20 protein-coding genes are annotated in these 23,648 nt (G+C 58.6%); 12 read left to right on the top strand and 8 right to left on the bottom strand.

All coding sequences use genetic code 11. From position 1 onward, the window contains the following. The first annotated feature begins 13 nt into the window (after positions 1–13). The 3 genes from ACR0MS_RS15720 to ACR0MS_RS15710 all read left to right on the top strand — a co-directional run bounded on the left by ACR0MS_RS15720 (position 14) and on the right by ACR0MS_RS15710 (position 4,310). The gene (locus tag ACR0MS_RS15720) at positions 14–637 is read left to right on the top strand and encodes an RNA-binding protein (RefSeq protein ID WP_480575202.1); all 624 of its coding nucleotides are present in this window, start codon (positions 14–16) and stop codon (positions 635–637) included. 8 nt (positions 638–645) lie between these two features. Further along, complete coding sequence (gene infB / locus ACR0MS_RS15715) at positions 646–3,120, top strand: translation initiation factor IF-2 (protein WP_480575199.1); 2,475 nt, start codon at positions 646–648, stop codon at positions 3,118–3,120. 407 nt (positions 3,121–3,527) lie between these two features. Continuing rightward, positions 3,528–4,310, top strand: a complete 783-nt coding sequence (locus tag ACR0MS_RS15710) for a hypothetical protein (RefSeq protein ID WP_480575196.1) — start codon at positions 3,528–3,530, stop codon at positions 4,308–4,310. Between the two features lie 143 nt (positions 4,311–4,453). On the opposite strand, the gene ACR0MS_RS15705 is transcribed toward ACR0MS_RS15710, so the two are convergent. The 5 genes from ACR0MS_RS15705 to ACR0MS_RS15685 form a co-directional block, all read right to left on the bottom strand. Beyond that, positions 4,454–5,284 carry an alpha/beta hydrolase gene (locus ACR0MS_RS15705; protein WP_480575194.1) on the bottom strand — a complete coding sequence of 277 codons (831 nt, stop codon included), beginning with the start codon at positions 5,282–5,284 and terminating at the stop codon, positions 4,454–4,456. After that, a complete protein-coding gene (locus ACR0MS_RS15700) occupies positions 5,285–6,163 on the bottom strand; it encodes a tryptophan 2,3-dioxygenase (protein ID WP_480575191.1) in 879 nt (292 codons plus the stop codon). 63 nt (positions 6,164–6,226) lie between these two features. Continuing rightward, complete coding sequence (gene tdh, locus ACR0MS_RS15695; protein WP_480575531.1) at positions 6,227–7,255, bottom strand: L-threonine 3-dehydrogenase; 1,029 nt, start codon at positions 7,253–7,255, stop codon at positions 6,227–6,229. A gap of 14 nt (positions 7,256–7,269) precedes the next feature. Continuing rightward, positions 7,270–8,454 carry a glycine C-acetyltransferase gene (locus ACR0MS_RS15690; RefSeq protein WP_480575188.1) on the bottom strand — a complete coding sequence of 395 codons (1,185 nt, stop codon included), beginning with the start codon at positions 8,452–8,454 and terminating at the stop codon, positions 7,270–7,272. A gap of 108 nt (positions 8,455–8,562) precedes the next feature. Beyond that, complete coding sequence (locus ACR0MS_RS15685; protein WP_480575185.1) at positions 8,563–9,126, bottom strand: helix-turn-helix domain-containing protein; 564 nt, start codon at positions 9,124–9,126, stop codon at positions 8,563–8,565. A gap of 118 nt (positions 9,127–9,244) precedes the next feature. On the opposite strand from ACR0MS_RS15685, the gene ACR0MS_RS15680 reads away from it, so the two are divergent. Then, positions 9,245–10,420 (top strand): acetyl-CoA C-acyltransferase family protein, encoded by a 1,176-nt coding sequence (locus ACR0MS_RS15680; RefSeq protein WP_480575182.1) that lies wholly within the window; start codon positions 9,245–9,247, stop codon positions 10,418–10,420. 95 nt (positions 10,421–10,515) lie between these two features. Here the strand turns inward: ACR0MS_RS15680 and ubiB are convergent, their stop codons facing one another. Next, the gene (gene ubiB / locus ACR0MS_RS15675) at positions 10,516–12,045 is read right to left on the bottom strand and encodes a 2-polyprenylphenol 6-hydroxylase (protein WP_480575179.1); all 1,530 of its coding nucleotides are present in this window, start codon (positions 12,043–12,045) and stop codon (positions 10,516–10,518) included. Further along, positions 12,045–12,797 carry a bifunctional demethylmenaquinone methyltransferase/2-methoxy-6-polyprenyl-1,4-benzoquinol methylase UbiE gene (gene ubiE / locus ACR0MS_RS15670; protein ID WP_480575176.1) on the bottom strand — a complete coding sequence of 251 codons (753 nt, stop codon included), beginning with the start codon at positions 12,795–12,797 and terminating at the stop codon, positions 12,045–12,047. Before ubiE ends, ubiB begins: the two co-directional genes overlap by 1 nt. A gap of 86 nt (positions 12,798–12,883) precedes the next feature. On the opposite strand from ubiE, the gene mutM reads away from it, so the two are divergent. The 6 genes from mutM to recF all read left to right on the top strand — a co-directional run bounded on the left by mutM (position 12,884) and on the right by recF (position 19,508). Next, positions 12,884–13,735 carry a bifunctional DNA-formamidopyrimidine glycosylase/DNA-(apurinic or apyrimidinic site) lyase gene (gene mutM / locus ACR0MS_RS15665; protein ID WP_480575173.1) on the top strand — a complete coding sequence of 284 codons (852 nt, stop codon included), beginning with the start codon at positions 12,884–12,886 and terminating at the stop codon, positions 13,733–13,735. Between the two features lie 66 nt (positions 13,736–13,801). Beyond that, positions 13,802–14,578, top strand: coding sequence for an enoyl-CoA hydratase (locus ACR0MS_RS15660; protein WP_480575170.1), 777 nt, complete (start codon positions 13,802–13,804; stop codon positions 14,576–14,578). Between the two features lie 225 nt (positions 14,579–14,803). Beyond that, complete coding sequence (rpsT, locus tag ACR0MS_RS15655) at positions 14,804–15,067, top strand: 30S ribosomal protein S20 (RefSeq protein ID WP_152459792.1); 264 nt, start codon at positions 14,804–14,806, stop codon at positions 15,065–15,067. A gap of 549 nt (positions 15,068–15,616) precedes the next feature. Beyond that, positions 15,617–17,002 (top strand): chromosomal replication initiator protein DnaA, encoded by a 1,386-nt coding sequence (gene dnaA, locus ACR0MS_RS15650; protein ID WP_480575166.1) that lies wholly within the window; start codon positions 15,617–15,619, stop codon positions 17,000–17,002. A 227-nt stretch (positions 17,003–17,229) separates the two neighbouring features. Continuing rightward, on the top strand, positions 17,230–18,351 hold the full coding sequence (gene dnaN, locus ACR0MS_RS15645; protein ID WP_480575163.1) for a DNA polymerase III subunit beta: 1,122 nt from the start codon (positions 17,230–17,232) through the stop codon (positions 18,349–18,351). A gap of 59 nt (positions 18,352–18,410) precedes the next feature. Continuing rightward, complete coding sequence (gene recF / locus ACR0MS_RS15640; RefSeq protein WP_480575159.1) at positions 18,411–19,508, top strand: DNA replication/repair protein RecF; 1,098 nt, start codon at positions 18,411–18,413, stop codon at positions 19,506–19,508. Here recF and ACR0MS_RS15635 read toward each other — a convergent pair. Further along, positions 19,505–20,071 (bottom strand): carboxymuconolactone decarboxylase family protein, encoded by a 567-nt coding sequence (locus ACR0MS_RS15635; RefSeq protein WP_480575156.1) that lies wholly within the window; start codon positions 20,069–20,071, stop codon positions 19,505–19,507. The two genes, recF and ACR0MS_RS15635, sit on opposite strands and share 4 nt — an antisense overlap. A 99-nt stretch (positions 20,072–20,170) precedes the next feature. On the opposite strand from ACR0MS_RS15635, the gene ACR0MS_RS15630 reads away from it, so the two are divergent. Continuing rightward, on the top strand, positions 20,171–20,743 hold the full coding sequence (locus ACR0MS_RS15630) for a TetR/AcrR family transcriptional regulator (RefSeq protein ID WP_480575154.1): 573 nt from the start codon (positions 20,171–20,173) through the stop codon (positions 20,741–20,743). Between the two features lie 102 nt (positions 20,744–20,845). Further along, positions 20,846–23,263, top strand: a complete 2,418-nt coding sequence (gene gyrB, locus ACR0MS_RS15625) for a DNA topoisomerase (ATP-hydrolyzing) subunit B (RefSeq protein WP_480575151.1) — start codon at positions 20,846–20,848, stop codon at positions 23,261–23,263. The last annotated feature ends 385 nt before the right edge of the window (positions 23,264–23,648 follow it).

The raw sequence follows: 23,648 nt of genomic DNA, 5'->3' as shown, positions 1-23,648 counted from the left end.
TCGGGAGGCTTGAATGGGTCGCGGTGGCGTCCATAAGGATCGGTCGGACGGACCCGAACGCAAGTGCATCGCCACGGGCGAGGTTCAGCCCAAATACGGGCTGATCCGCTTTGTGATGGGGCCGGACGGTCAGGTCTTTCCCGATGTCGCGGCGAAATTGCCGGGGCGCGGGGTCTATGTGGCGGCGGATCGCGCCGCGCTGGATAAGGCCGTTGGCAAAAAGATGTTCTCGCGCGGGTTCAAGGCGCAGGCAGTGGCGCAGGCGGACTTGACCGACGAGGTCGAAAAGCAAGTCGCGCGGCGGGTGATCGAGCTGATCAGCCTGGCGCGCAAGTCCGGTGACGCGGTCGCCGGGTATGAAAAGGTCAAGACGTGGCTGGACCGGGAAGAGGCTCAGGTACTGATTCAGGCCAGCGATGGATCGGGGCGCGGCAAGTCGAAACTCAGCACGCCGCACTTCGGAAAATACATCGGATGGCTGACGGCGGACGAGCTGGGGGCGGCATTTGGGCGCCAAACCGTGATTCATGCGGCGCTGGCCTCTGGCGGACTCGCCAAACGTGTTGTAGAGGAAGCGCAGCGCTTGCGTGGCTTGCGCGAAACGGATGACGGCGGCAAGGGCCGCGCGGAAGGGTAAGAAGCTTTATGAGCGATAGTGACGGCAAAAAGACATTGGGTCTTCGTGGCGGGGCACGCCCCGGAAATGTGAAACAGAGTTTCAGCCACGGACGTACCAAGAATGTCGTGGTGGAAACCAAACGCAAACGCGTGGTGGTCCCCAAGCCGGGTGCCGGTAAACCAGGTGGCGGAGCAACGCCTTCGGGTGATCCGTCGCGTCGCCCAGCCGGGATTTCCGATGCGGAAATGGCGCGCCGGATGAAGGCGCTGCAAGCCGCCAAAGCGCGCGAGGCGGAAGAAGCCGCTGCCCGTGAAGCACAGGAAAAGGCGCGTGAAGAAGAACGCGCCCGACGCCGTGCCGAGCAGGAAGCCAAGGAACGTGAACAGCGCGAGGCCGAAGAACGTGCCCGCGCCAAGGCCGAGGAAGAAGAGCGCAAGCGCAAAGAGGCGGAAGAAGCCGCCAAACGCGCGGCTGCTGCCCCCGCGCCCGAAGAACCCAAAGCCGCGCGCAGCCCGGCCAGCAAGCCTGCGCCTGCTGCCGCTCCGCGCAAGCAGGACCGCGAACGCGAACAGCGCGGTCGTGGCAAGGGTCGTGACGACAACCGCCGCTCCGGTAAGCTGACACTGGGTCAGGCGACCGGCGGTGAAGGCAACCGTCAACGCTCAATGGCGTCGATGAAGCGCAAGCAGGAGCGTGCGCGTCAGAAAGCCATGGGTGCGCCGGTCGAGCGGGAAAAGGTGATCCGCGACGTGCAGTTGCCCGAGGCGATCATGGTCTCGGAATTGGCCAACCGTATGGCCGAGCGTGTGGCAGATGTTGTCAAATCGCTGATGCAGATGGGCATGATGGTGACGCAGAACCAGACCATCGACGCCGATACTGCCGAGCTGATCATCGAAGAATTTGGCCACAAGGTCACCCGTGTCTCTGATTCGGATGTTGAAGACGTCATCAAGGAAGTCGAAGACAGCGATGACGATCTGCAGCCGCGTCCACCAGTCATCACCATCATGGGTCACGTTGACCACGGTAAAACCTCGTTGCTGGATGCAATCCGCGACGCGCGCGTTGTGGCAGGTGAGGCCGGTGGCATCACCCAGCATATCGGCGCCTATCAGGTGAAAACCGATGGCGGCACCACGCTGACCTTCCTGGATACGCCGGGCCACGCGGCCTTTACGTCGATGCGGTCCCGCGGGGCTCAGGTCACGGATATCGTGGTTCTGGTGGTTGCCGCTGACGACGCGGTGATGCCGCAGACGATCGAGGCCATCAACCACGCCAAAGCAGCCGGCGTGCCGATGATCGTGGCGATCAACAAGGTCGACAAGCCCGATGCAAACCCGGACAAGGTGCGTACCGATCTGCTGCAACACGAAGTGATCGTCGAGAAAATGTCGGGTGAGGTTCAGGACGTCGAAGTCTCTGCCATCACCGGACAGGGTCTTGACGAACTGCTGGAAGCCATCGCGCTGCAGGCCGAGATTTTGGAACTGAAAGCCAACCCCGACCGCGCCGCCCAAGGTGCCGTGATCGAGGCGCAGCTGGATGTGGGCCGCGGCCCCGTGGCGACTGTTCTGGTTCAGAACGGCACGCTGCGTCAGGGCGATATCTTCGTTGTGGGTGAGCAATACGGTAAGGTCCGCGCGCTGATCAACGACAAGGGCGACCGCGTCAAAGAGGCTGGCCCCTCGGTTCCGGTCGAGGTTCTGGGTCTCAACGGCACGCCCGAGGCCGGTGACGTTCTGAACGTGACCGAGACCGAAGCGCAGGCCCGTGAGATCGCCGCCTATCGTGAGCAAGCCGCCAAGGACAAACGCGCCGCCGCCGGTGCCGCGACCACCCTTGAGCAGTTGATGCAGAAGGCCAAGGAAGACGAAAACGTCACCGAGCTGCCGATCCTGATGAAAGCGGATGTGCAGGGCTCTGCCGAGGCTATCGTTCAGGCGATGGAGAAGATCGGCAATGACGAGGTGCGCGTGCGCGTACTGCATTCGGGCGTGGGTGCGATCACCGAAACGGATGTTGGTCTGGCCGAAGCCTCCGGCGCACCGATCTTCGGGTTCAACGTCCGTGCCAACGCATCGGCGCGGAACACTGCGAACCAGAAGGGTGTCGAGATCCGCTATTACTCGGTGATCTATGACCTCGTGGACGACGTGAAAGCAGCCGCTTCGGGCCTGCTGAGCGCCGAGATCCGCGAGAAGTTCATCGGTTACGCCGAAATCCGCGAAGTCTTCAAGGTCACTGGTGTCGGCAAAGTTGCGGGCTGTCTGGTCACCGAAGGCGTGGCGCGTCGTTCCGCAGGCGTCCGCCTGCTGCGCGACAACGTGGTGATCCACGAAGGCACGCTGAAAACGCTGAAACGCTTCAAGGACGAAGTGGCCGAGGTTCAGTCGGGTCAGGAATGCGGTATGGCATTCGAAAACTACGACGACATCCGCGCCGGCGACGTGATCGAGATTTTCGAACGCGAAGAGGTTACGCGTACGCTGGATTGATCTGGTGTTTCGGTGAAGAATTTAGCGGCGGCCCATTGGGTCGCCGTTTTTTGTCTGTCTTGTCAGAAGCTTTTCGTTTCCAACGACAACCACGCATCGTTTAATCGTGCTCTAACCCCAAGAGGACAACGGCCGATTGTCTGCTGTGCGGACTTTGCCGACATTCGCTTTGATTGCAGCGCCAATTACCTTCTGTGGCTGTTGTGCGCAGATTCCTGTCTTTGAAAAGTTCGACGTGCGGCTCAAAACGGAACACCGCCCCTTGGCAGTTGGCATCTCACTAAGGCTGAGCAAATCTCAGGGAAGAAAGTTGAGACACCTAGTAGTTCTGGCAGGTCTAGCCTTGACCAAGGCTCAGCATTTCTAGAAGTTTTCAGTGAAAATTTCAGACTTTAGGTATTCCAAAAATGAAAGTGGACCCTATTGCCGTAAGGGCAGGCGTCGAAAAGAGTTTTTCTTGGCTCAACTGGCTTGCGGTCGCGACAATAGCATTCAGCTTTTCGGCAACGTTAGTACGCTATTTGGGAAGCGGTAGCGTCAGCTTTTTGGGTTCCTCCATACCAGTAGAAACAACCTATTTTGCTTTCGTAACGATCACCGCGCTGCATCTGTTCATTCTTAACCACATCGTAAGTTCTTGCTGGGACGCATGGAAAAACCTGTCCACTGAAGAACGTGTTGGGGTCTATGATTCATTGGTCCGAAATGGTGGCATCATGATTAAAGACACAGAGTCTTATAGGGACAGGATGTATGTTGATGTCTCCGGCGAACTTCGGTTGGGAACAAGCACGAAAGATGGTCCTGTTTGGGTCCACATGACACTCGTACTACTTTCGCTAACCGCATTGGTAAAATTCGAGTGGAGCATATGGACGATCTTCCAGCTTTCCTTCTGGTTCGCCCTCATGAGTATTAACTGGAAAATTGGCGCCAACTATTTGATGGCACTCGCTGACCTAGGCAGGAATAGTGATGAGAGCATTTACTTTGCAGGCGAGGAAAAGGGCGCTCGAATAATCAGCATTGCGAGCGGCTTTTGGATTGGTAAGAATGTCGATGCTCGGAAATACAATGTCTCATCCGTGACTGAGACGATATTCACCACACTTTTCTTGTTTTTGTTCCTGGGCGCGATCTTTGGGCTAGCTACGCTGGTGGTTTCATTCTTTCGAGTGATTTTCTTTTGACCTATCCGAAGCAAGTCGCGACGAAGCCGGTTCCCGGTTTCAACGCTTCGCAACCTATTGCACGAGTGATAGAATAAATGGTGATCAAACGACCGCTAAGGGCTCGAACCAGACGTTCCTGGCGTCGCAGCAACTACTCTTGCCTACTTTGTCGCCGCCAAAAACGACCCCGGATGCATAACAATATCGAAATGATGCACCCCCCTCTGCAGGTCGAAACTGACCGAGTGTCCGGCCTTTCGTAGAAGCTCCGCGTAGTGTCGGCTTTGGCGGATGAACTCGGGCGTGTCGCGCTCGCCCACGGTTACGCGATAGCGCGGGCCGGGGGCGGGGAGGTGCAGGATGGGCGACAGGTCGTGGATCTCGACGGGGGTCAGTTGCAGCGGGTCGTTGACAGGTGTCAGGCTGATCGGCTCCAGATCAAAGACCCCGCTGATCAGGATCACGTCGCGCACGCGCAGTCCCGCGCGCGCCAGCGCGTCGGCTGAGGTTGCCATGACCATGCTGGCCAGATGCGCCCCGGCGCTGTGGCCCGATAGGGTCACACGGGAGGGGTCGTATCCCAAGCGGGCGGCGTTCGCGGCCAGCCAGAGTATGGCATTGCGGCATTCCTCGATCATGTCGCCGATCCGCGCGTTCGGGGCCAGCGTATAGTTCAAGGTCGCAAAGGATTGCTCGGCCTCGATCAGGGCCGGGGCCATCATCGCGGATTCACGCTGGCTGATCGCCTGCCAATAGCCGCCGTGGATAAATACGTGCAGCGGTGCGCCAGTGCCTTTGGCCGGAAAGAAATCCAGAACCTGTGACGGGCTGTCGCCATAGGTGAGGTTCTCATGACATTCCATCTGCGCCCGATGCTGCGCGCTGAGCGCGGCCCAACTGTCGACATAGGGCGTCAGGTCGCCGCCGATCATAGAACGGGGGGAATATTCCTGATCCAGTTCGTCCTGCGTGAAACCCCGGTACAGCATCATTTACTCCTGCTCGGCATACATCAGCTCGGTTCGCACATCGTAGAGATCATGGAAAAACCTCAAATCCAAGGCTTTGCGCAGAAAAGACACCCCGCTGGAGCCACCAGTGCCGGGTTGGTTGCCGATCACGCGCTCAACCGCGGTGACATGGTCAAAGCGCCAGCGTTGAAACAGGGACTCCACGTCCATGAGTTTTTCGGCTAACGCATAGAGATCCCAATACCTGTTCGTGTCGCGGAAGACCTGCACCCACAGTTTCACGATGCGCGGGTCACCGGAATAGGGCTGCGCATAATCCCGGTTCAGCAAGTCGTCCGGCACATCGAACCCTTGCCGCGCCATCATGTGGAGGACTTCGTCATATAGCGACGGTTTGGTCAGGGCGGCGGACAGCATTTCCATCACTTGGGGGTCATGGGCATGTACTTTCAGGGTCGCGGCGTCCTTGTTGCCCAGAATGAACTCGATCTGGCGGTAGCCATAGCTTTGGAAACCGGATGAGCTGCCCAAGGCCTTTCGGAAAGTCATGTAATCGGCTGGGGTCATGGTCAGAAGCGTTTCCCACGACGCGATCAACTGCCGTTGGATTGCTTTCACCCGGTCGAGGTTCTTCATCGCCGGGCCAAATTCGTCCTGCTGCAGAAACCTGCGCACCTCGACCAGTTGGTGGTGCATCAGTTTCAACCATAACTCGCTGACCTGATGGATGATGATGAACAGCATCTCATCGGGTTGGGCCGGGTCCTGAAAGGTCTTTTGCAGGTTCAGCAGCGTCTTGAGTTGCAGGAAATCCCCATAGCTCTTGCGGTGGGTTTCCGCGAAATCAGTGACCAGAGAGTCCTCGATCCCGCGTTCCAGATACCTGTCATTGTCGCCCATGTGCTCCTCCAACCGCCGGGTTCGCCCTATGTTTAGGGTCAAATTTCGCGCGGTTCCAGAGCGTCAGGTCCAGTCCAGCACCACCTTGCCGGACTGACCGGATTTCATGGCGGTAAAGCCTTGGGCAAAGTCGTCGACCTTGAACCGATGCGTGATGACCCGGCTGACGTCCAATCCGTTCTGCAACATTGCGATCATCTTGTACCATGTCTCGAACATCTCACGCCCGTAGACGCCTTTGATGGTGATGGCCTTGAACACGATGCGCGACCAATCGACCGGGGATTTGCCTGGCGGTATCCCCAGCAGAGCGATCTTGCCGCCCATCACCAGCGCCTCGACCATCTGATCTAGCGCGACTTGCGAACCGGACATCTCAAGCCCGACGTCAAACCCTTCTTTCATGCCGAGGTCTTCGATGACGTCCTGCAGGTCTTCCCTGGACACATCGACCGTCCGGACTGTCGGCACAACATGTTCTGCCAATTTCAGGCGGTCTGGGTTGATGTCGGTGATCACAACGTGTCGCGCACCGGCATGGCGGGCGACGGCGGCGGCCATGATCCCGATTGGCCCCGCGCCCGTGATCAGAACATCCTCGCCCAGCAGATCAAAGCTGAGCGCGGTGTGAACGGCGTTTCCCAGCGGGTCGAGAATGGCTCCGATTTCGTCTGGCACGTCGTCGGGCAAGGGGACTACGTTGAAAGCAGGCAGTTTGAGGTACTGGGCAAAGGCCCCCTGTTCGTTCACACCAATGCCGCGCGTGCCGGGGTCCAGATGGAACTTCCCCGCGCGGCTCTGACGGCTGTCATTGGTGATCAGATGACCCTCGCCCGAGCATCTTTGGCCTACCGCCAACCCGGTCACATTGCGCCCGACCTCGACAATCTCACCGGCGAACTCATGGCCGGTGATCATCGGCACGGGCACTGTGTGCGCGGCCCATTCATCCCAGTTCCAGATGTGAATATCCGTACCGCAGATGCCCGTCTTGTTGATCCGGATCAGGACCTCATCCGCACCAATTTCAGGCACCGGGGCTTGAATCATCCACAGACCTTCCGCGGGCTTGGATTTCTCAAGCGCTTTCATGGTGTTGGGTCGCATCAGATCACTTCCAGCTCTTTGCCCACCTTGCCAAAGGCGGTCAGGGCGCGGTCCAGCTCGTCGCGGGTCAGCGCTGCGTTCATTTGTGTCCTGATACGCGCCTGTCCACGCGGAACAACCGGGAAGAAAAAGCCCGAGACATAGACGCCCTCATCGAACAGTCGCGCGGCCATATCCTGCGCCAGCGTCGCCTCGCCCAGCATCACGGGGATGATCGGGTGTTCACCGGGCAGCAGGTCGAAGCCCAGCTTTTCCAAACCAGCGCGCCAGTATTTGGCGTTTCCAAACAGTTGCGCGCGCAGCATGTCGCCTTGTTCGATCAGGCGAATCGCCTCGATACCGGCGGCAACGATCGAAGGCGGCAGCGAGTTCGAGAACAGATAGGGCCGCGCCCGCTGCCGCAGCAGGTCGATCACTGGCTGCGGCCCGGCGATGTAACCGCCGATTGCCCCCCCAAGTGCCTTGCCCAAAGTTCCGGTCAGAATGTCCACATCGACACCGAAATGATCCGGCGTGCCCGCCCCATTCGGCCCCATAAAGCCGGTGGCGTGGCAGTCATCGACCATGACGATGGCGTCGTATTTGTCGGCCAGTTCGCGGATTTTCGGCAGGTTGGCCAGATAGCCATCCATGGAAAACACACCGTCCGTCGCGATCATGATATGCCGCGCCCCATCCGCGCGCGCCTGTTTCAGCCAGGCCTCCAGATCGTTCATATCGTTGTTCATGTAGCGATAGCGCTTGGCCTTGCACAGCCGTACCCCGTCGATGATCGAAGCGTGGTTCAGACTGTCCGAGATGATGGCGTCCTCTGGCCCCAACAAAGGCTCGAACAAACCGCCATTGGCATCGAAACAGGCGGCAAACAGGATCGCGTCGTCTTTGTTCAGGAACTGCGCCAGCTTCTGCTCTAACTCGCGGTGGATGTCTTGCGTTCCGCAGATGAACCGGACCGAGGCCATGCCGAAGCCCTTGGGTTCCATCGCGTCCTTGGCCGCTTCGATCAGCGCAGGGTGATCGGCCAGACCCAGATAATTGTTGGCGCACAGGTTGATGACCTGTTTGTCGCCCACCGTAATCTCACCGCCCTGAGGCGAGGTGATCATTCGCTCGCGCTTATACAAGCCTTCCGCTTCGATCTGCGCGAGGGTGTCCGTGATGTGGGACAGGAAAGCATCTGCCATGGCGATCTCCTTGCTTTGAGTCGCATATCTAACATAGCGGATATGATTCCCAAATAGGGGATTGCCATGATGACGGAAAAATTTCCGTGAAGGCGGAATTTCGCCAATTCAGGCGTTTTTGACGATCAGAAAAACTCTGGCCGGTCCGTTGGCCACGATAGAATGCGCAACGTCTGCCGCATATCGCGCTGTATCTCCTTGGCTCAGGTCGCTGACGGCACTCCCGGAAGTGACTTTGACCGAGCCTTCCAAAACAGTCAGCTGCTCTCGGGCGCCGCGGGCATGGGGTTGGCTGGCCAGGCCGCCGTGATCTTCAAACAAGATGTCGTATACTTCGTGCCCTCCGGCCTCTTCCGGCGGAGAGAGGATGCGGATGCGGCAGTTCTGGCCCATATTGTCGATACTTGGGACTTCGGCACTGCGGAGGGTTTCGATTTGATCCGCGCTGTCCGTTTCTTCCAGCAGTCCCGCAAAATCCACCTGAAGGGCGCGGGTCAGGTTCCACAGAGTCGAGATTGTGGGGCTGCTTTCCCCGCGTTCGATCTGGCTGACCATGGACCGGGACACGCCGCTGAGATTGGCCACAGCTTCCAAAGACAGGCCCTTGGCGCGGCGCGCTTCTTTCAGGCGGGCAGGCAGGCGTGTCAGGATATCGTCTGAGTTTTCCGTCATGACGGAATCTCATGCGCCTTTCGGGATGTGATGTCAATTCCGCTTGTGACGGTACGTCCCATGAGACAGCTTAATCCGACAAATGCATAGTGCCGCCAAATCCAAGAGGAGAAGAGTCATGAAAGATATCGTCATTCTTGATGGGGCCCGCACTGCGGTTGGAACCTTTGGTGGGGCATTGGCTTCGACCGCGCCGATTGATCTGGCGACCTTTGTGACCGAGGCCGCGATGGAAAGATCCGGGGTCGAAGCCGCGCAGATCGGCAACGTGGTTTTCGGGCATGTGATCAACACCGAACCGCGCGATATGTACCTGTCACGCGCTGCCGCGAAACAGGCGGGTATTCCGGTTGAAACACCTGCGATGAACGTGAACCGCCTGTGCGGGTCCGGCGCGCAGGCGATTGTGTCGGCAGTGCAGTCGCTGATGCTGGGGGATGCAGAATTTGCCGTCGCCGGTGGTGCGGAGAGCATGTCGCGCAGCCCCTACATCGTTCCGCAGGCGCGTTGGGGCGCGAAAATGGGCGACGTCACGTCGCTCGATATGATGCTGGGCGCGCTGAACTGTCCTTTTGGAACCGGGCACATGGGTGTGACGGCTGAGAATGTCGCCGACGAACATCAGGTGACGCGCGAACAGATGGATGAATTCGCCCTGACCAGCCAGACCCGCGCCGCTGCCGCAATCGAGGCCGGGTATTTCCAAAGCCAGATCACGCCGGTTCAGGTCAAGGTCAAGCGCGACATGGTGGACTTCATGGTCGATGAGCATCCGAAACAGACCTCGGCAGAAGCGCTGGCCGGGTTGCGTCCGGCATTCAAGAAAGATGGCCGTGTGACGGCGGGCAATGCCTCGGGCATCAATGACGGTGCAGCCGCGATGGTGCTGGCGACGGCGGAGGCGGCTGAGAAAGCCGGCCTGAAGCCGAAGGCGCGGATTCTGGGCTATGGCCACGCGGGTGTGCGGCCCGAAGTGATGGGTATCGGTCCAGTGCCTGCGGTACAGAACCTGCTGGCGCGCACTGGGTTGTCGGTTGAGGATTTCGACGTGATCGAAAGCAACGAAGCTTTCGCGTCGCAGGCAATCGCCGTCAACAACGAACTGGGACTGGATACAGCCAAGGTCAACCCGAACGGTGGCGCGATTGCGTTGGGTCACCCTGTGGGGGCAACCGGTGCGATTATCACGCTTAAAGCACTGTATGAGCTGGAGCGGATCGGCGGGTCCAAAGGTCTGGTGACGATGTGCATCGGCGGTGGCCAGGGGATTGCCATTGCCTTTGAACTGCTCTGACTTGAGACGTTGCTGGGGGGCTGTCTGCCCCCCATCGCGCGGTGGCGCGATTCCCCCCGAGGATATTTTTAGCCAGATGAAGGGGCGGATCGGTTTTAGCTGAGCGCCGTCACGATCAGAACGAGAGCCGCACCTGCGGCTGCGCCGATGGTTGCAGGCAGCGCTGTTGACCAGAAGCGGGTGGTTTTGGGCTCGTCCTTCTGGGTCTGCGCAATCAGCGCGTTTTCCACCAGAGCCGGCAGGCGAGGGCCGAAGCGGGCCAGAACCATGGCCGTTTTTCCGAAATCACGCAGGGCCGCGCGCGGGCCGATGGATTGCTTGATGTAATCCTCGACCACGGGGCGGGCGACTTCCCAGATGTTGACTTGCGGGTCCAGCGAGCGCGCAACGCCTTCGACCACGACCATTGTGCGTTGCAACAGGATCAGCTCGGTCCGGGTTTCCATGCCGAAGCGTTCGGTAACTTCGAACAGGTAGTTCAGCAGGCGGCCCATCGAGATGTGGGTGGCGTCCATGCCAAAGATGGGTTCACCCACCGCGCGCAAGGCACGGGCGAATTCGTCGACATCCTGGTTTGCGGGGACGTAACCAGCCTCGAAATGGACCTCGGCTACGCGTTTGTAATCGCGGCGGATGAAGCCAAAGAGGATCTCGGCGTAGACCCGGCGGGTGTATTCGTCGATATGGCCCATGATGCCGTAGTCATAGGCGATGATATCGCCGTTGGCCGCGACCTTGAGGTTGCCCTGATGCATATCTGCGTGGAAATAGCCGTCGCGCAGGGCGTGCATCAGGAACAGGCGCAGGACACGTTCGCCCAGATCGCGGCGATTGTGATTGGCGGCATCCAGCGCGTCATTGTCACCCAGCGGGATACCGTCGGCCCAGCTGAGGGTCATGACCCGGCGAGCCGATAGGGACCACACGACCGGGGGCAGCCAAAATCCGGCATCGTCCTTGGTGTTGGCGGCGTATTCCGAGGCGGCCGCGCTTTCGAGACGCAGATCCAGCTCGCCGCGCACGACGCCGTCGAAATGTTCGATCACTTCCATCGGACGCAGACGGCGCGCGCCGGGGGCAAACAGTTGCACGATACGTGCGGCGAAATAGAAGGCGTCGACATCCTTGCGGAAGGCGCGCTCGATTCCGGGGCGCAGGACTTTGACAGCGACATCCTCGCCTGTGCTGGACAGTTTCGCCTTGTGGACTTGCGCGATGGATGCAGCGGCGATCGGTTCGCTGAACGCGTCGAAAATGTCGGCCACGGGTTGGCCAAGTTCTTTTTCGACCTCGGCCATGGCCTCGGCCTTGGAGAAAGGGGGCAGCTTGTCCTGCAGGACGCGCAGTTGTTCTGCCAGTTCGTTGCCCACGACATCGGGCCGCGTCGAGAGGACCTGACCAAACTTGATATATGCCGGGCCCAGTGCCGTGAGTGCGCGGGTGGCCGGGGGCATTGAAGGATCGCCCTTATACCCAAGCCATTGGAACGGTTTTCCTAACGTATGAGCGAGGACGCGCAGCGCTTTTGGTGCCTCGAATGCATCAAGCACCACGTTCATGGCGCCGGTGCGCTCGAATGTGGCGCCTGTGCGGATCAGGCGGATGATGTTGTGGGGACCGCGCATCAGATCTTCCAGCCGGAATGCAAGGCGGCGATGCCCATGCTCAGGTTGCGATATTTGGCGTTTTCGAACCCGGCTGCGCGAACCATGCCGAGGAAGGTTTCCTGATCGGGGAATTTGCGGATTGATTCCACCAGATACTGATAGCTGTCGTAATCATTGGCGATCAGCTTGCCCATGCGCGGGATGACGTTGAAGCTGTAGAGATCATAGAGCTTTTGTAGCCCGTCATTCGGTAGCTGGCTGAACTCCAGCACCATCAGGCGGCCGCCGGGTTTTAGTACACGGTAGGCCTCGTTCAGGGCCTCTTGCGGGCGGGTGACGTTTCGGATGCCGAACGAGATCGTGTAGACGTCGAAGGTATTGTCCTCGAACGGCAGGGACATGGCGTCGCCCACCACCCAGTTCAAGCTGTCCGACATCTGATCGGCTTCGGCGCGCTGGCGGCCTTCGACCAGCATCGGCTCGGTCAGGTCCAGAACGGTGGCGTGACCGTGGCCCGCGCGTTTGAGGAAACGGAAGGAAATGTCTCCGGTTCCGCCTGCGACATCCAGCAGCCGCTGACCGGGGCGGGGGGCCAGCCAATCCATCATCGCGTCTTTCCAGACCCGGTGGATGCCCATCGACATGACATCATTCATCACGTCATATTTCGAGGCGACCGAGTTGAACACGCCCTGCACGCGTCCGGCCTTTTCAGCTTCGCGCACGGTTTCGAACCCGAAATGTGTGGTCTTGTCGTTGGTGTCGGACATTTGCCTTGCCGTTTGTCGAATTTCGCCTCTGTTATAGGGCCATTGGTATCGGGCACAATGCGGCCCTTTGGATTAGGAGCCATGTAATGCCCGAATTGCCCGAGGTCGAGACAGTAAGACGCGGCTTGTCCCCGGCGATGGAGGGCGTGGTGATCGAACGCGCCGATGTGAACCGGCCCAATCTGCGCTGGCCCTTCCCCGAGCGGATGGCTGAACGGTTGACCGGGCAAAGGGTGGATCGTCTGCGTCGACGCTCAAAATACATTCTGGCGGACCTCAGCAGCGGAGAGACTTTGCTGATTCATCTAGGCATGTCGGGGCGGATGACGGTGTCGGGCGATCCGCTGGGGCAGTTCGTGCATGATCATCCGATGCCGGAAAAACATGACCACGTGGTCTTTCACATGGCCAATGGCGCGCGGATCACATTCAATGACCCGCGCAGATTCGGCGCGATGGACTTGCTGCCTACGGCCACCGCTGAAGAACACAAGCTGCTGTCAGTTCTTGGACCCGAACCCTTGGGCAATGACTTTCATGAGCAACACCTGATTGACGCGTTCAAAGGCCGGAACACTCCGGTCAAATCCGCACTGCTGGATCAGGGAATCGTTGCCGGATTGGGAAATATCTACGTCTGTGAGGCGCTTTATCGCGCCAGAGTGTCGCCACGTCGCAAGGCCGGACAGATTTCTGCGCAGCGTGTCGCTGCCATGGTTCCCATCATTCGTCAGGTCCTTCGGGACGCGATCGAGGCGGGTGGTTCTTCGCTGCGCGATTTCCGCCAAGCTGATGGAGAACTTGGATATTTTCAGCACAGCTTTGACGTCTATGGCCGCGAGGCCAAGCCTTGCCGGACCCAAGGCTGTGGGGCTGCCATAAAAAGAATCACTCAGTCCGGTCGCTCATCCTTCTATTGCGCGCAATGCCAAAGATAACTTGATCCAAGGTTTTCGCGTGATAATGAATCGTAACTGAACGGAACAACCGGAAGCTTACACCTCATGGCTTTTGAGACGATCATCGTCGAAATCGAAGACCACGTCGCCCTTATCAAGCTTGATAGACCAGATGCACTGAATGCGCTGAACTCGCAGTTGACGCAGGAATTGTGCACTGCGCTGGAAGAGGCGGATCAAAACGACAAGGTGCGCTGCATCATCATCACCGGCTCGGAAAAGGCTTTTGCCGCCGGCGCGGATATCAAAGAGATGTCCGAGATGAGCTTTGTCGACGTTTACACCAGAAACCTGTTTGGCGATGTGAATGACCGGATAACGGCGATCCGCAAACCGATCATTGCCGCAGTTGCAGGCTACGCGCTGGGCGGTGGGTGTGAACTGGCGATGATGTGCGATTTCATAATTGCAGCAGATTCGGCCAAATTCGGTCAGCCTGAAATCAATCTTGGCGTTATCGCAGGTCTGGGTGGCACCCAGCGTCTGACCCGGTTTGTCGGCAAGTCCAAGTCAATGGACATGAACCTGACCGGGCGTTTCATGGATGCCGAAGAAGCGGAACGGGCAGGACTGGTCAGCCGGGTTGTCCCTGCAAAGAAACTGCTGGACGAGGCGATGGCCGCGGCCCAGAAGATCGCGGAAAAATCTCAACTGAGTGCAATGGCCGCGAAAGAAGCCGTGAATCGCAGCTATGAATTGCCACTGAGCGAAGGGATGCTGTTTGAACGTCGGGTGTTCCATTCGATGTTTGCAAGCGAAGACCAGAAAGAAGGCATGGCCGCCTTTCTTGAAAAACGCGCGGCACAGTTCCGCGACAAGTAAGCGACTTTTCAGATCGGATCAGGCGGGTGCATGCCCGCCTTTTTCATACCAGCTTTGCGGCGACAAGAATCTGCTTGGCAAACCCTTCCAACTTGGATAGTAAGCGCCGCTATACATGCGCGTGCGGCCCGCTTTGGCCCGACTCACACTCGTGATTTCTGATCCGGTGCGGATATTCCGTGGCGCGCTATTCATAGAACCGTACCGAACAAAGGTCAGAGACACATGGCTAACTCGCCCCAGGCAAAAAAGCGCGCTCGTCAGAACGAGAAGCGTTTCGCAATCAACAAAGCACGTCGTTCGCGCATCCGCACCTACCTGCGCAAGGTCGAAGAAGCGATCGCATCCGGCGACAAGGACGCAGCAACCGCCGCTCTGCGCGCGGCCCAGCCCGAACTGATGCGCGGCGTCACCAAAGGCGTTTTCCACAAGAACACCGCAGCGCGTAAAATGTCGCGCCTGTCCTCGCGCGTGAAGGCGCTGGGCTGAGTCTTTCACTGACCCTAGGTCACGTAAGAAAGGCTGAACTATTTTGAAGGGCGTCGCGCTGTGCGGCGCCCTTTTTGCTGTTGCCAGAATACCGCGCTTCACCAAGCCAAGAGATTCTTTCGCGCTCAGACACGAGTCAATATCAGAGTTTCGTTGCCGGGAACCTCGCCATCTTGTTACCACTGATTCAGCGATTCACTCGCTTGGGGGGACAGGCTGTTCCAGGGATCAAACTGACGGGCATCAGGGCGATCAGGAACGAATGTTGGCAACCGGGACTGCTGGTTTGCTGATCTGCTTTGGGACCTGATACATTCAGGAATCCTAGCCCTGTCTAAAAATGAGATTGCGACGCGCAACCCGGTTTCTGGGGCGGTTCCGTTTTGGGATGCCTTTGTGCCAGGCAGTGTCGACATTCAAAATCAAGGCGTCAGGCTATTTCAGTTTGGCGGATGGGTACCCTTTTGTGTGTGAGTACGCGTACCGGGCGACCGGGACTTAGTAATAAGGCCGACAGGCCAATAAAGAATGGGATGCGTGAGGCGCTTAATGACACAAGAAAAATGGGGACTACTGCGTAACAAACTGCTCAAGGCTATTGGAAAAAATAACTACACCACCTGGATCGAACCTCTTGAGTTCCAAGAGGTTCAGGATGGGGTAGCTGTGTTTTCGGTGCCGACGAATTTTATGGGCAATTACGTCAGCCAGAATTTTGCAGATCTCATCTTGTATGAGTTGAACACGGCGGGTGAGCCGGTTCAGCGACTTGCGTTTCGGGTTGCTGCAAATTCACCGACGCGCCCGTCAATGGAGGCAGAGGCGGCGCAAGCACCCGCGCCAGAGGCGTCAGTGCCTCATTTGACCGAAGTTGCAAATGATGCGTTGGAATCCCTGCAAGCTGCGCCTCTGGATGCCCGTTTCACATTTGACACTTTTGTGGTTGGTAAACCCAACGAACTGGCCCATGCCGCTGCGCGCCGCGTGTCGGAAGGCGGCCCGGTGACCTTCAACCCGCTGGTTTTGTATGGTGGTGTTGGTCTGGGTAAGACACACCTGATGCACGCCATCGCGTGGGAGCTGAAAACCAAACGGCCCGATCTGAACGTGCTCTACCTGTCGGCGGAACAGTTCATGTATCGCTTTGTGCAGGCCCTGCGCGAACGCCGCATGATGGACTTCAAACACCTGTTCCGTTCGGTTGATGTGTTGATGGTCGATGACGTGCAGTTCATCGCTGGCAAGGATTCGACGCAGGAAGAGTTCTTTCACACGTTCAATGCGCTGGTGGATCAGAACAAACAGATCATTATCTCGGCTGACCGCGCCCCGGGTGAGATCAAGGATCTGGAGGACCGTGTGAAATCGCGCCTGCAATGTGGTCTGGTTGTCGACCTGCACCCCACGGATTACGAACTGCGTCTGGGCATCCTTCAGAACAAGGTACAGCAATACAGCAGCACCTATCCTGATCTGACAATCGCAGATGGCGTGCTGGAGTTTTTGGCCCATCGCATCTCGACCAATGTGCGGGTTCTCGAAGGGGCGCTGACGCGGCTGTTCGCCTTTGCCTCGCTGGTGGGGCGCGAGATCGACATGGAGCTGACGCAGGACTGTCTGGCCGACGTGCTGCGCGCGTCCGAGCGCAAGATCACCGTCGAAGAGATTCAACGCAAGGTCTCGGAATATTACAATATCCGCCTGTCCGACATCATCGGGCCCAAGCGTTTGCGGTCATATGCGCGTCCGCGTCAGGTGGCGATGTATCTGTGCAAGCAACTCACCAGCCGCTCCCTGCCCGAGATCGGTCGTCGTTTCGGTGGGCGTGATCACACAACGGTCATGCACGGTGTCAAACGTATTGAAGAGTTGAAAACGACCGACGGCCAGATCGCCGAAGACGTGGAGATGCTGCGCCGGTCGCTGGAAGCCTGATTTCCGGTCTCAGTCATTTGAAAGCGCCCCGGTCCCTCACGCCCGGGGCGTTTTCTTGTGGGCTTTAATCCACGGTCGGGCAGGAACTGTGCCCGCTTGGTCACGCCCCTCTTGACCCTTTGGTCAATCCGACTCAGAAATCCATAAAAAATCCTTGTGCCTCAGGGTGGAACCGCTAACGTGCCAGTCCCGCCCAAATCGGCACGCAAGTCAAAGGAATTGAGGGTATGAAGATCAGCATCGAACGCGGCACCCTTCTTAAGGCCGTCTCGCAGGCCCAATCCGTTGTGGAGCGTCGCAACACCATTCCAATACTTGCCAACGTGCTGATTGAGGCCGAAGGCGATCAGGCCATGTTCCGCGCCACCGATCTGGATATCGAAGTGGTCGATAAAGCACCTGCGCAGGTCGAAAAAGCCGGTGCAACCACTGTGGCCGCCACGACCCTGCATGAAATCGTGCGGAAGCTGCCCGATGGGGCTTTGGTGACGCTCACCGCCGACAGTGCTGCGGGTCGTTTGACGGTTGAGGCGGGGCGCTCGAACTTTTCGCTGGCGACTTTGCCGAAAGAGGATTTCCCGGTAATGGCCTCTTCGGAATATCAGTCGAACTTTACGGCGTCGGCAGCGTTGTTGCGGCGTTTGTTCGACAAGTCGAAATTTGCGATCTCGACCGAAGAGACGCGGTACTATCTGAACGGCGTCTACATGCATGTCGCCGATGGGTCCGAGGGCGGCAAGGTGCTGCGCTGCGTGGCCACCGACGGCCACCGTCTGGCGCGTATTGATGCGGATCTGCCGGATGGGGCTGCGGATATGCCGGGCGTGATCGTGCCGCGCAAGACCGTTGGTGAATTGCGCAAGCTGCTGGACGATGATGAGATGGACATCGCGGTCTCTGTCAGTGAAACCAAAGTCCGTTTTGCTACTCCGGACATCACGCTGACGTCGAAAGTGATTGACGGCACCTTCCCCGACTACACCCGAGTGATCCCGCAGGGCAACACGCGTCAGTTGGAAGTGGATGCCGCCGAATTTGCGCAGGCTGTGGATCGGGTTGCCACCGTCTCGTCCGAACGCTCGCGCGCGGTGAAACTACAGTTGGATGCGGATAAGCTGGTTCTGTCGGTCAATGCGCCGGACAGCGGCGCGGCTGAGGAAGAGCTGGCTGTGGCGTATAATGATGAACGGCTGGAGATCGGGTTCAACGCGAAATACCTGCTGGAGATTGCGTCACAGGTGGATCGCGAGAATGCGGTGTTCCTGTTCAACTCGGCTGGTGATCCGACATTGATGCGCGAAGGCAATGATCAGAGCGCGGTTTACGTCGTCATGCCGATGCGCGTCTGATCGCGCTGGCGCGCGATGCCTCCGGCGGAAGTAATTTTGAACAGAAGAAGGGTGGGGTCATGGGATTGGCCCTGACCGAGCTTACGGTCTCGCATTTCCGGTCGCACAAGCTGGCGCGGCTGGCTTTGGATGGGCGGCCGGTTGCGATCCATGGTCCAAACGGGGCCGGTAAGACCAACATCCTTGAAGCGGTATCGTTGTTTTCACCCGGGCGCGGGATGCGGCGCGCGAGCGCGGCTGAGATGACACGCCGGCCCGAGGCAGTGGGCTGGAAGCTGTCCGGGGTGCTGAGTGCGCAGGGGCAGAACTATGAGATCGAGACATGGTCCGAAGGGGGTGCCGCGCGGCAGGTTCGGATTGATGGCAAATCGGCCAGCCAGATTGATCTGGGCAAGCTGGCGCGGGTGGTCTGGCTGATCCCATCAATGGACCGGCTGTGGATTGAAGGGGTCGAGGGGCGGCGGCGGTTTCTGGACCGTATTGCGCTGAGTTTTGATCCCTCTCACGCCGAGGCCTCGCTGACCTATGAGAAATCCATGCGTGAAAGGAACCGCCTGCTGAAGGAGCAGGTGCGCGATGCGCATTGGTATGCCGCGTTGGAAGGGCAGATGGCCGAGACCGGATATCGCATTCATGCTGCGCGTTTGGCGGCCTTGGAGCATTTACGTGCGGCGCAGGAGCAAGCTGAAACCGCCTTTCCCTCTGCTGATCTGGAGCTGGTGCAAACTGAAGGTGCAATGCCGGAATCGGCGGATGACCTGCGCGAGGCGTTGAACGAAAGCCGGTTCCGCGATCTGGCGGCAGGGCGGACCTTGGTGGGGCCGCACCGGTCGGATCTGTATGGTGTATTCGCAGCCAAGGGCGTTCCGGCCAAGGATTGCTCAACAGGGGAACAAAAGGCGCTGCTGGTCTCGCTGATCCTGTCGAATGCGCGGGCGTTGGCGGGGATGGTCGGCGCGCCACCGATCGTATTGCTGGATGAGGTGGCCGCCCATCTGGATGCCGGGCGGCGGGCGGCGCTGTATGATGAGATTTGCGCGCTGGGTGCGCAGGCCTGGATGACGGGCACCGGGCCTGAGCTGTTTGCGGAATTGGGGGACCGGGCCCAGACGCTGATCGTGAGTGAAAGCGATGAGGGCTCGGTCGTCAGCGCTTAGGCCGGTTCCGCCACTTTGCGTTCCCACAGAAAGCCGCGCATCACCTGATCGACGGGTGTTTGCGCCATGTGGTTGACGTAGTTCGACATGGTTTTCTGAGCCAGACCCAGCACCACATCCAGAACCGCGCGGTGCGAATAGCCGGCGTCAAAGAAGGCTTGCAGCTGTTCCTCGGTCGGGTTGCCGCGGGTCTCCATCATTTGCAGCGTAAATGTCCGCAGCGCCTCGAGCTTGGCGGATGGCAGCGGGGTCTCGTTGCGCAGCGCCTCGGTGATCTCGTCCGAGACCTTCATCATCTTGGCAATACCGGTATGGGCTGGCACGCAGTAGTGGCATTCGTTTTCCACGTTGATGGTCTGCCAGACAACGGTTTTCTCGTCATTGTCAAAGTCGGTCTGCAGGAACAGGTGGTGCAGAACCTGATAGCCTTCCAGGTGCTGCGGGCTTTCGGCCATCACTTTGTGCAGACCGGGCAGGCGGCCAAGCGCAGCCTGAGATTTTTCCAGCAGCGGTTTGGACTCTTCAGGGGCGGTTTCTAGGTCATGAGAGGGGAAGTTTGCCATGTCAAAACTCCTGTTTCTGGCGCGGTGAGTCGTATTTAGGCTTTATTGAGCGATCACTCAAGTATATATTTGAGCAAATGCTCAAGAACTGGTGAAAGAATGCCCCGCAAACCTTCATATGACCGTGACGCGCTGATTGCGCAGGCCAGAGATATCTTTTGGCGGCAGGGATGGGCCGGGACGTCGCTGAAGGATCTGGAGCGTGAGCTGAAGCTGAAACCGGGCAGTTTCTATGCGGCCTTTGGATCGAAAGATGCCCTCTATGCGCTGGCGTTGGAGCGGTACAAGAAAGACGGCGTATCGCGGTTGCTGGCGATGGCGGATGAGGTCGGGCCATTGCAAGCGCTAAAAGCGCAGCCGCAGGTCGTGATAGACGCCACGTTAATGCCTGCACGCGCTTGCATGTTGGCCAAGACATTCGCCGAGCTGCAGGCCAAAGGGCATGACCTGGCAGGCAAGGCAGGTGCTCATCTGGAAGAAATGAAAGAGTGTTTCGCCACCCTTTTCCGACGTGCGCAAGCGGCCGGAGAGATTGGCGCACATCATGACCCAGATCGGTTGGCCGCACGGTATCAATCCGACCTTTTGGGTCTGAGATTGTCAGCCGAGCGTGATGACGTGAATGCGAGAGAATTGGCGTCGGATATCGCCGCCGACCTCGATCGGCTTTGATCTGCTGAAAAAGCCACTCGCTGACACAAAATCTGGTGGGATCGCGTGACATTCCCCACCAGAAAACGTATAAGTTACCAAAATAATATAGGTACTAACGGCATGTCCGACGACGCACAGGCACCGCAAGAATACGGCGCAGATTCCATTAAAGTTCTCAAGGGTTTAGAGGCGGTTCGCAAGCGTCCCGGTATGTATATCGGCGACACGGACGATGGCTCGGGTCTGCACCATATGGTGTATGAGGTCGTGGACAACGGAATTGATGAGGCACTGGCCGGTCATGCCGACCATGTGACCGTGAAAATCCACGCCGATTCCAGTGTTTCAGTCAGCGACAACGGGCGCGGGATTCCGGTGGATATTCACCCCGAGGAGGGCGTCTCGGCCGCTGAGGTCATCATGACCCAGCTTCACGCGGGTGGTAAGTTTGACAGCAACTCGTACAAGGTGTCGGGCGGTCTGCACGGCGTGGGTGTCTCGGTTGTGAACGCCCTGTCCGATTGGCTGGAGCTGCGCGTCTGGCGCAACGGCAAGGAACATGTGGCGCGCTTTGAGGGTGGCGAGACAGCAGAACATCTGAAAGTGGTTCAGGAATGCGGCGACCGCACCGGGACCGAGGTGCGGTTTCTGGCCTCGACCGATACGTTCTCGAACCTCGAATACTCGTTCGATACGCTGGAAAAGCGCCTGCGCGAGCTAGCTTTCCTGAACTCGGGCGTGCGGATCATTCTGATCGACGAGCGCCCTGCCGAACGGCTGGAAACCGAGCTGTTCTATGAGGGCGGTGTTAAGGAATTCGTCAAATACCTCGACCGGTCCAAAACGCCTGCGATGCCCGAGCCGATCTATATTAGGGGTGAGCGCGACGATATCGGGGTCGAGATCGCCATGTGGTGGAATGACAGCTATCACGAGACGGTGCTGCCATTTACCAATAACATCCCTCAGCGGGATGGCGGGACGCATGTGGCTGGGTTCCGGGGTGCCTTGACCCGGACGATCAACAATTACGCGCAGTCCAGCGGCATTGCGAAGAAGGAAAAGGTCAGCTTTACCGGCGATGACGCGCGTGAAGGTCTGACCTGTGTGTTGTCGGTCAAAGTGCCGGACCCGAAATTCTCATCCCAAACCAAAGACAAGCTGGTGTCGTCCGAAGTGCGCCCTGCGGTCGAAGGTTTGATGAACGAAAAGCTGGCCGAATGGTTCGAGGAAAACCCGAACGAGGCCAAGGGGATCGTCGGCAAGATCATCGAGGCGGCGCTGGCCCGTGAAGCTGCGCGGAAAGCCCGCGAACTGACTCGTCGCAAGACGGCGATGGATGTGAACTATCTGGCCGGGAAGCTGAAAGACTGTTCCGAGAAAGACCCCTCGAAGACCGAAGTCTTCCTCGTCGAGGGGGACTCGGCGGGTGGCTCGGCGCAAACCGGGCGGGATCGTCTGACTCAGGCCGTTCTGCCCCTGCGCGGGAAAATCCTGAACGTCGAACGTGCGCGGTTTGACCGGATGCTGTCGTCGCAGGAGATCGGCAACCTCGTGATGGCGCTGGGCACCGGCATTGGCCGTGATGAGTTCAACATCGAAAAGCTGCGCTACCACAAGATCGTCATCATGACCGATGCGGATGTGGACGGCGCGCATATTCGGACGCTGCTGCTGACCTTCTTCTACCGTCAGATGCCAGAGCTGATCGAGGGTGGATACCTTTATATCGCGCAGCCACCGCTCTATAAAGTTTCTCGTGGGAAGTCAGAGGTTTACCTTAAAGATCAGGCTGCGCTGGACGACTATCTGATCAACCAGGGCGTCGAAGGCGCGGTGTTGAAGCTGGGCTCGGGCGAGGAAATCATCGGTCAGGATCTGACCCGCGTGGTCGATGAAGCGCGTCAGTTGAAACGCGTTCTGGACGCCTTCCCAACGCATTATCCGCGCCACATTCTGGAACAGGCCGCCGTCGCCGGTGCCTTTGTGCCGGGTGCGGTCGATGCCGACTTGCAAGGCGTTGCCGACAAGGTGGCCGCCCGTCTCGACCTGATCGCGCTGGAATACGAGCGCGGCTGGCAGGGCCGGATCACGCAGGACCACGGCATCCGTCTGGCCCGCATCCTGCGCGGCGTCGAAGAGGTCCGCACGTTGGACGGCCCCATGCTGCGCTCGGGCGAGGCGCGCAAGACCGGCAGCTTCACCCAAAGCCTGCAAGAGGTCTACAACACCCCCGCAACCCTGATCCGCCGGGACCGGATGCAAGCCATTCACGGCCCGCTGGACCTGCTGCGCGCGATTCTGGAAGAGGGCGAAAAAGGCCTGTCGCTGCAACGCTACAAAGGTCTGGGCGAGATGAACCCCGACCAGCTATGGGAAACCACACTGGACCCGGATGCCCGCACCCTGCTGCAGGTGCGCGTGGATGACATGGTCGAGGCGGATGACCTGTTCACCAAGCTGATGGGCGACGTGGTCGAGCCGCGCCGCGAGTTCATCCAGCAAAACGCATTGAGCGTCGAGAACCTGGATTTCTGAGACTATGTAGGTTTGCGCATAACACTTCGCGCACCCCATAAGTTTGCGTAGTTTGCCCATAGTTTTGCGTTGTTAGTCGGGAATCAATCTGACGGTTGGATACACTCATGGCGCATTTCTTTCGGTTCTCGACCTCCAAGGGCGATCAGCCCAAATCGGAAACTTCTCAAATAGCCGAAGGTCATATGAAGTATTTGCCTTGCTACTCGCAAAGGTTTGCGATGCGCCGAGAATCGCCTTCGCAAGGTCGGGCTCAATGTGCAAAACCTAACTGTGAGCCTCCCCAACTGAACGGGTCCACCGTTATGTTCAGGAAACGGAGGACTAAGAATGGCAGACAAGAGACCGAAGCCCGAAGAGATTGTCTTGAAGTTACGGCAGGTTG

The organism is Ruegeria sp. CJ2 (genome assembly GCF_056536745.1).
The sequence above is the reverse complement of the archived record's forward strand: the minus strand, read 5'-3'. Positions and strand labels throughout refer to the sequence as shown.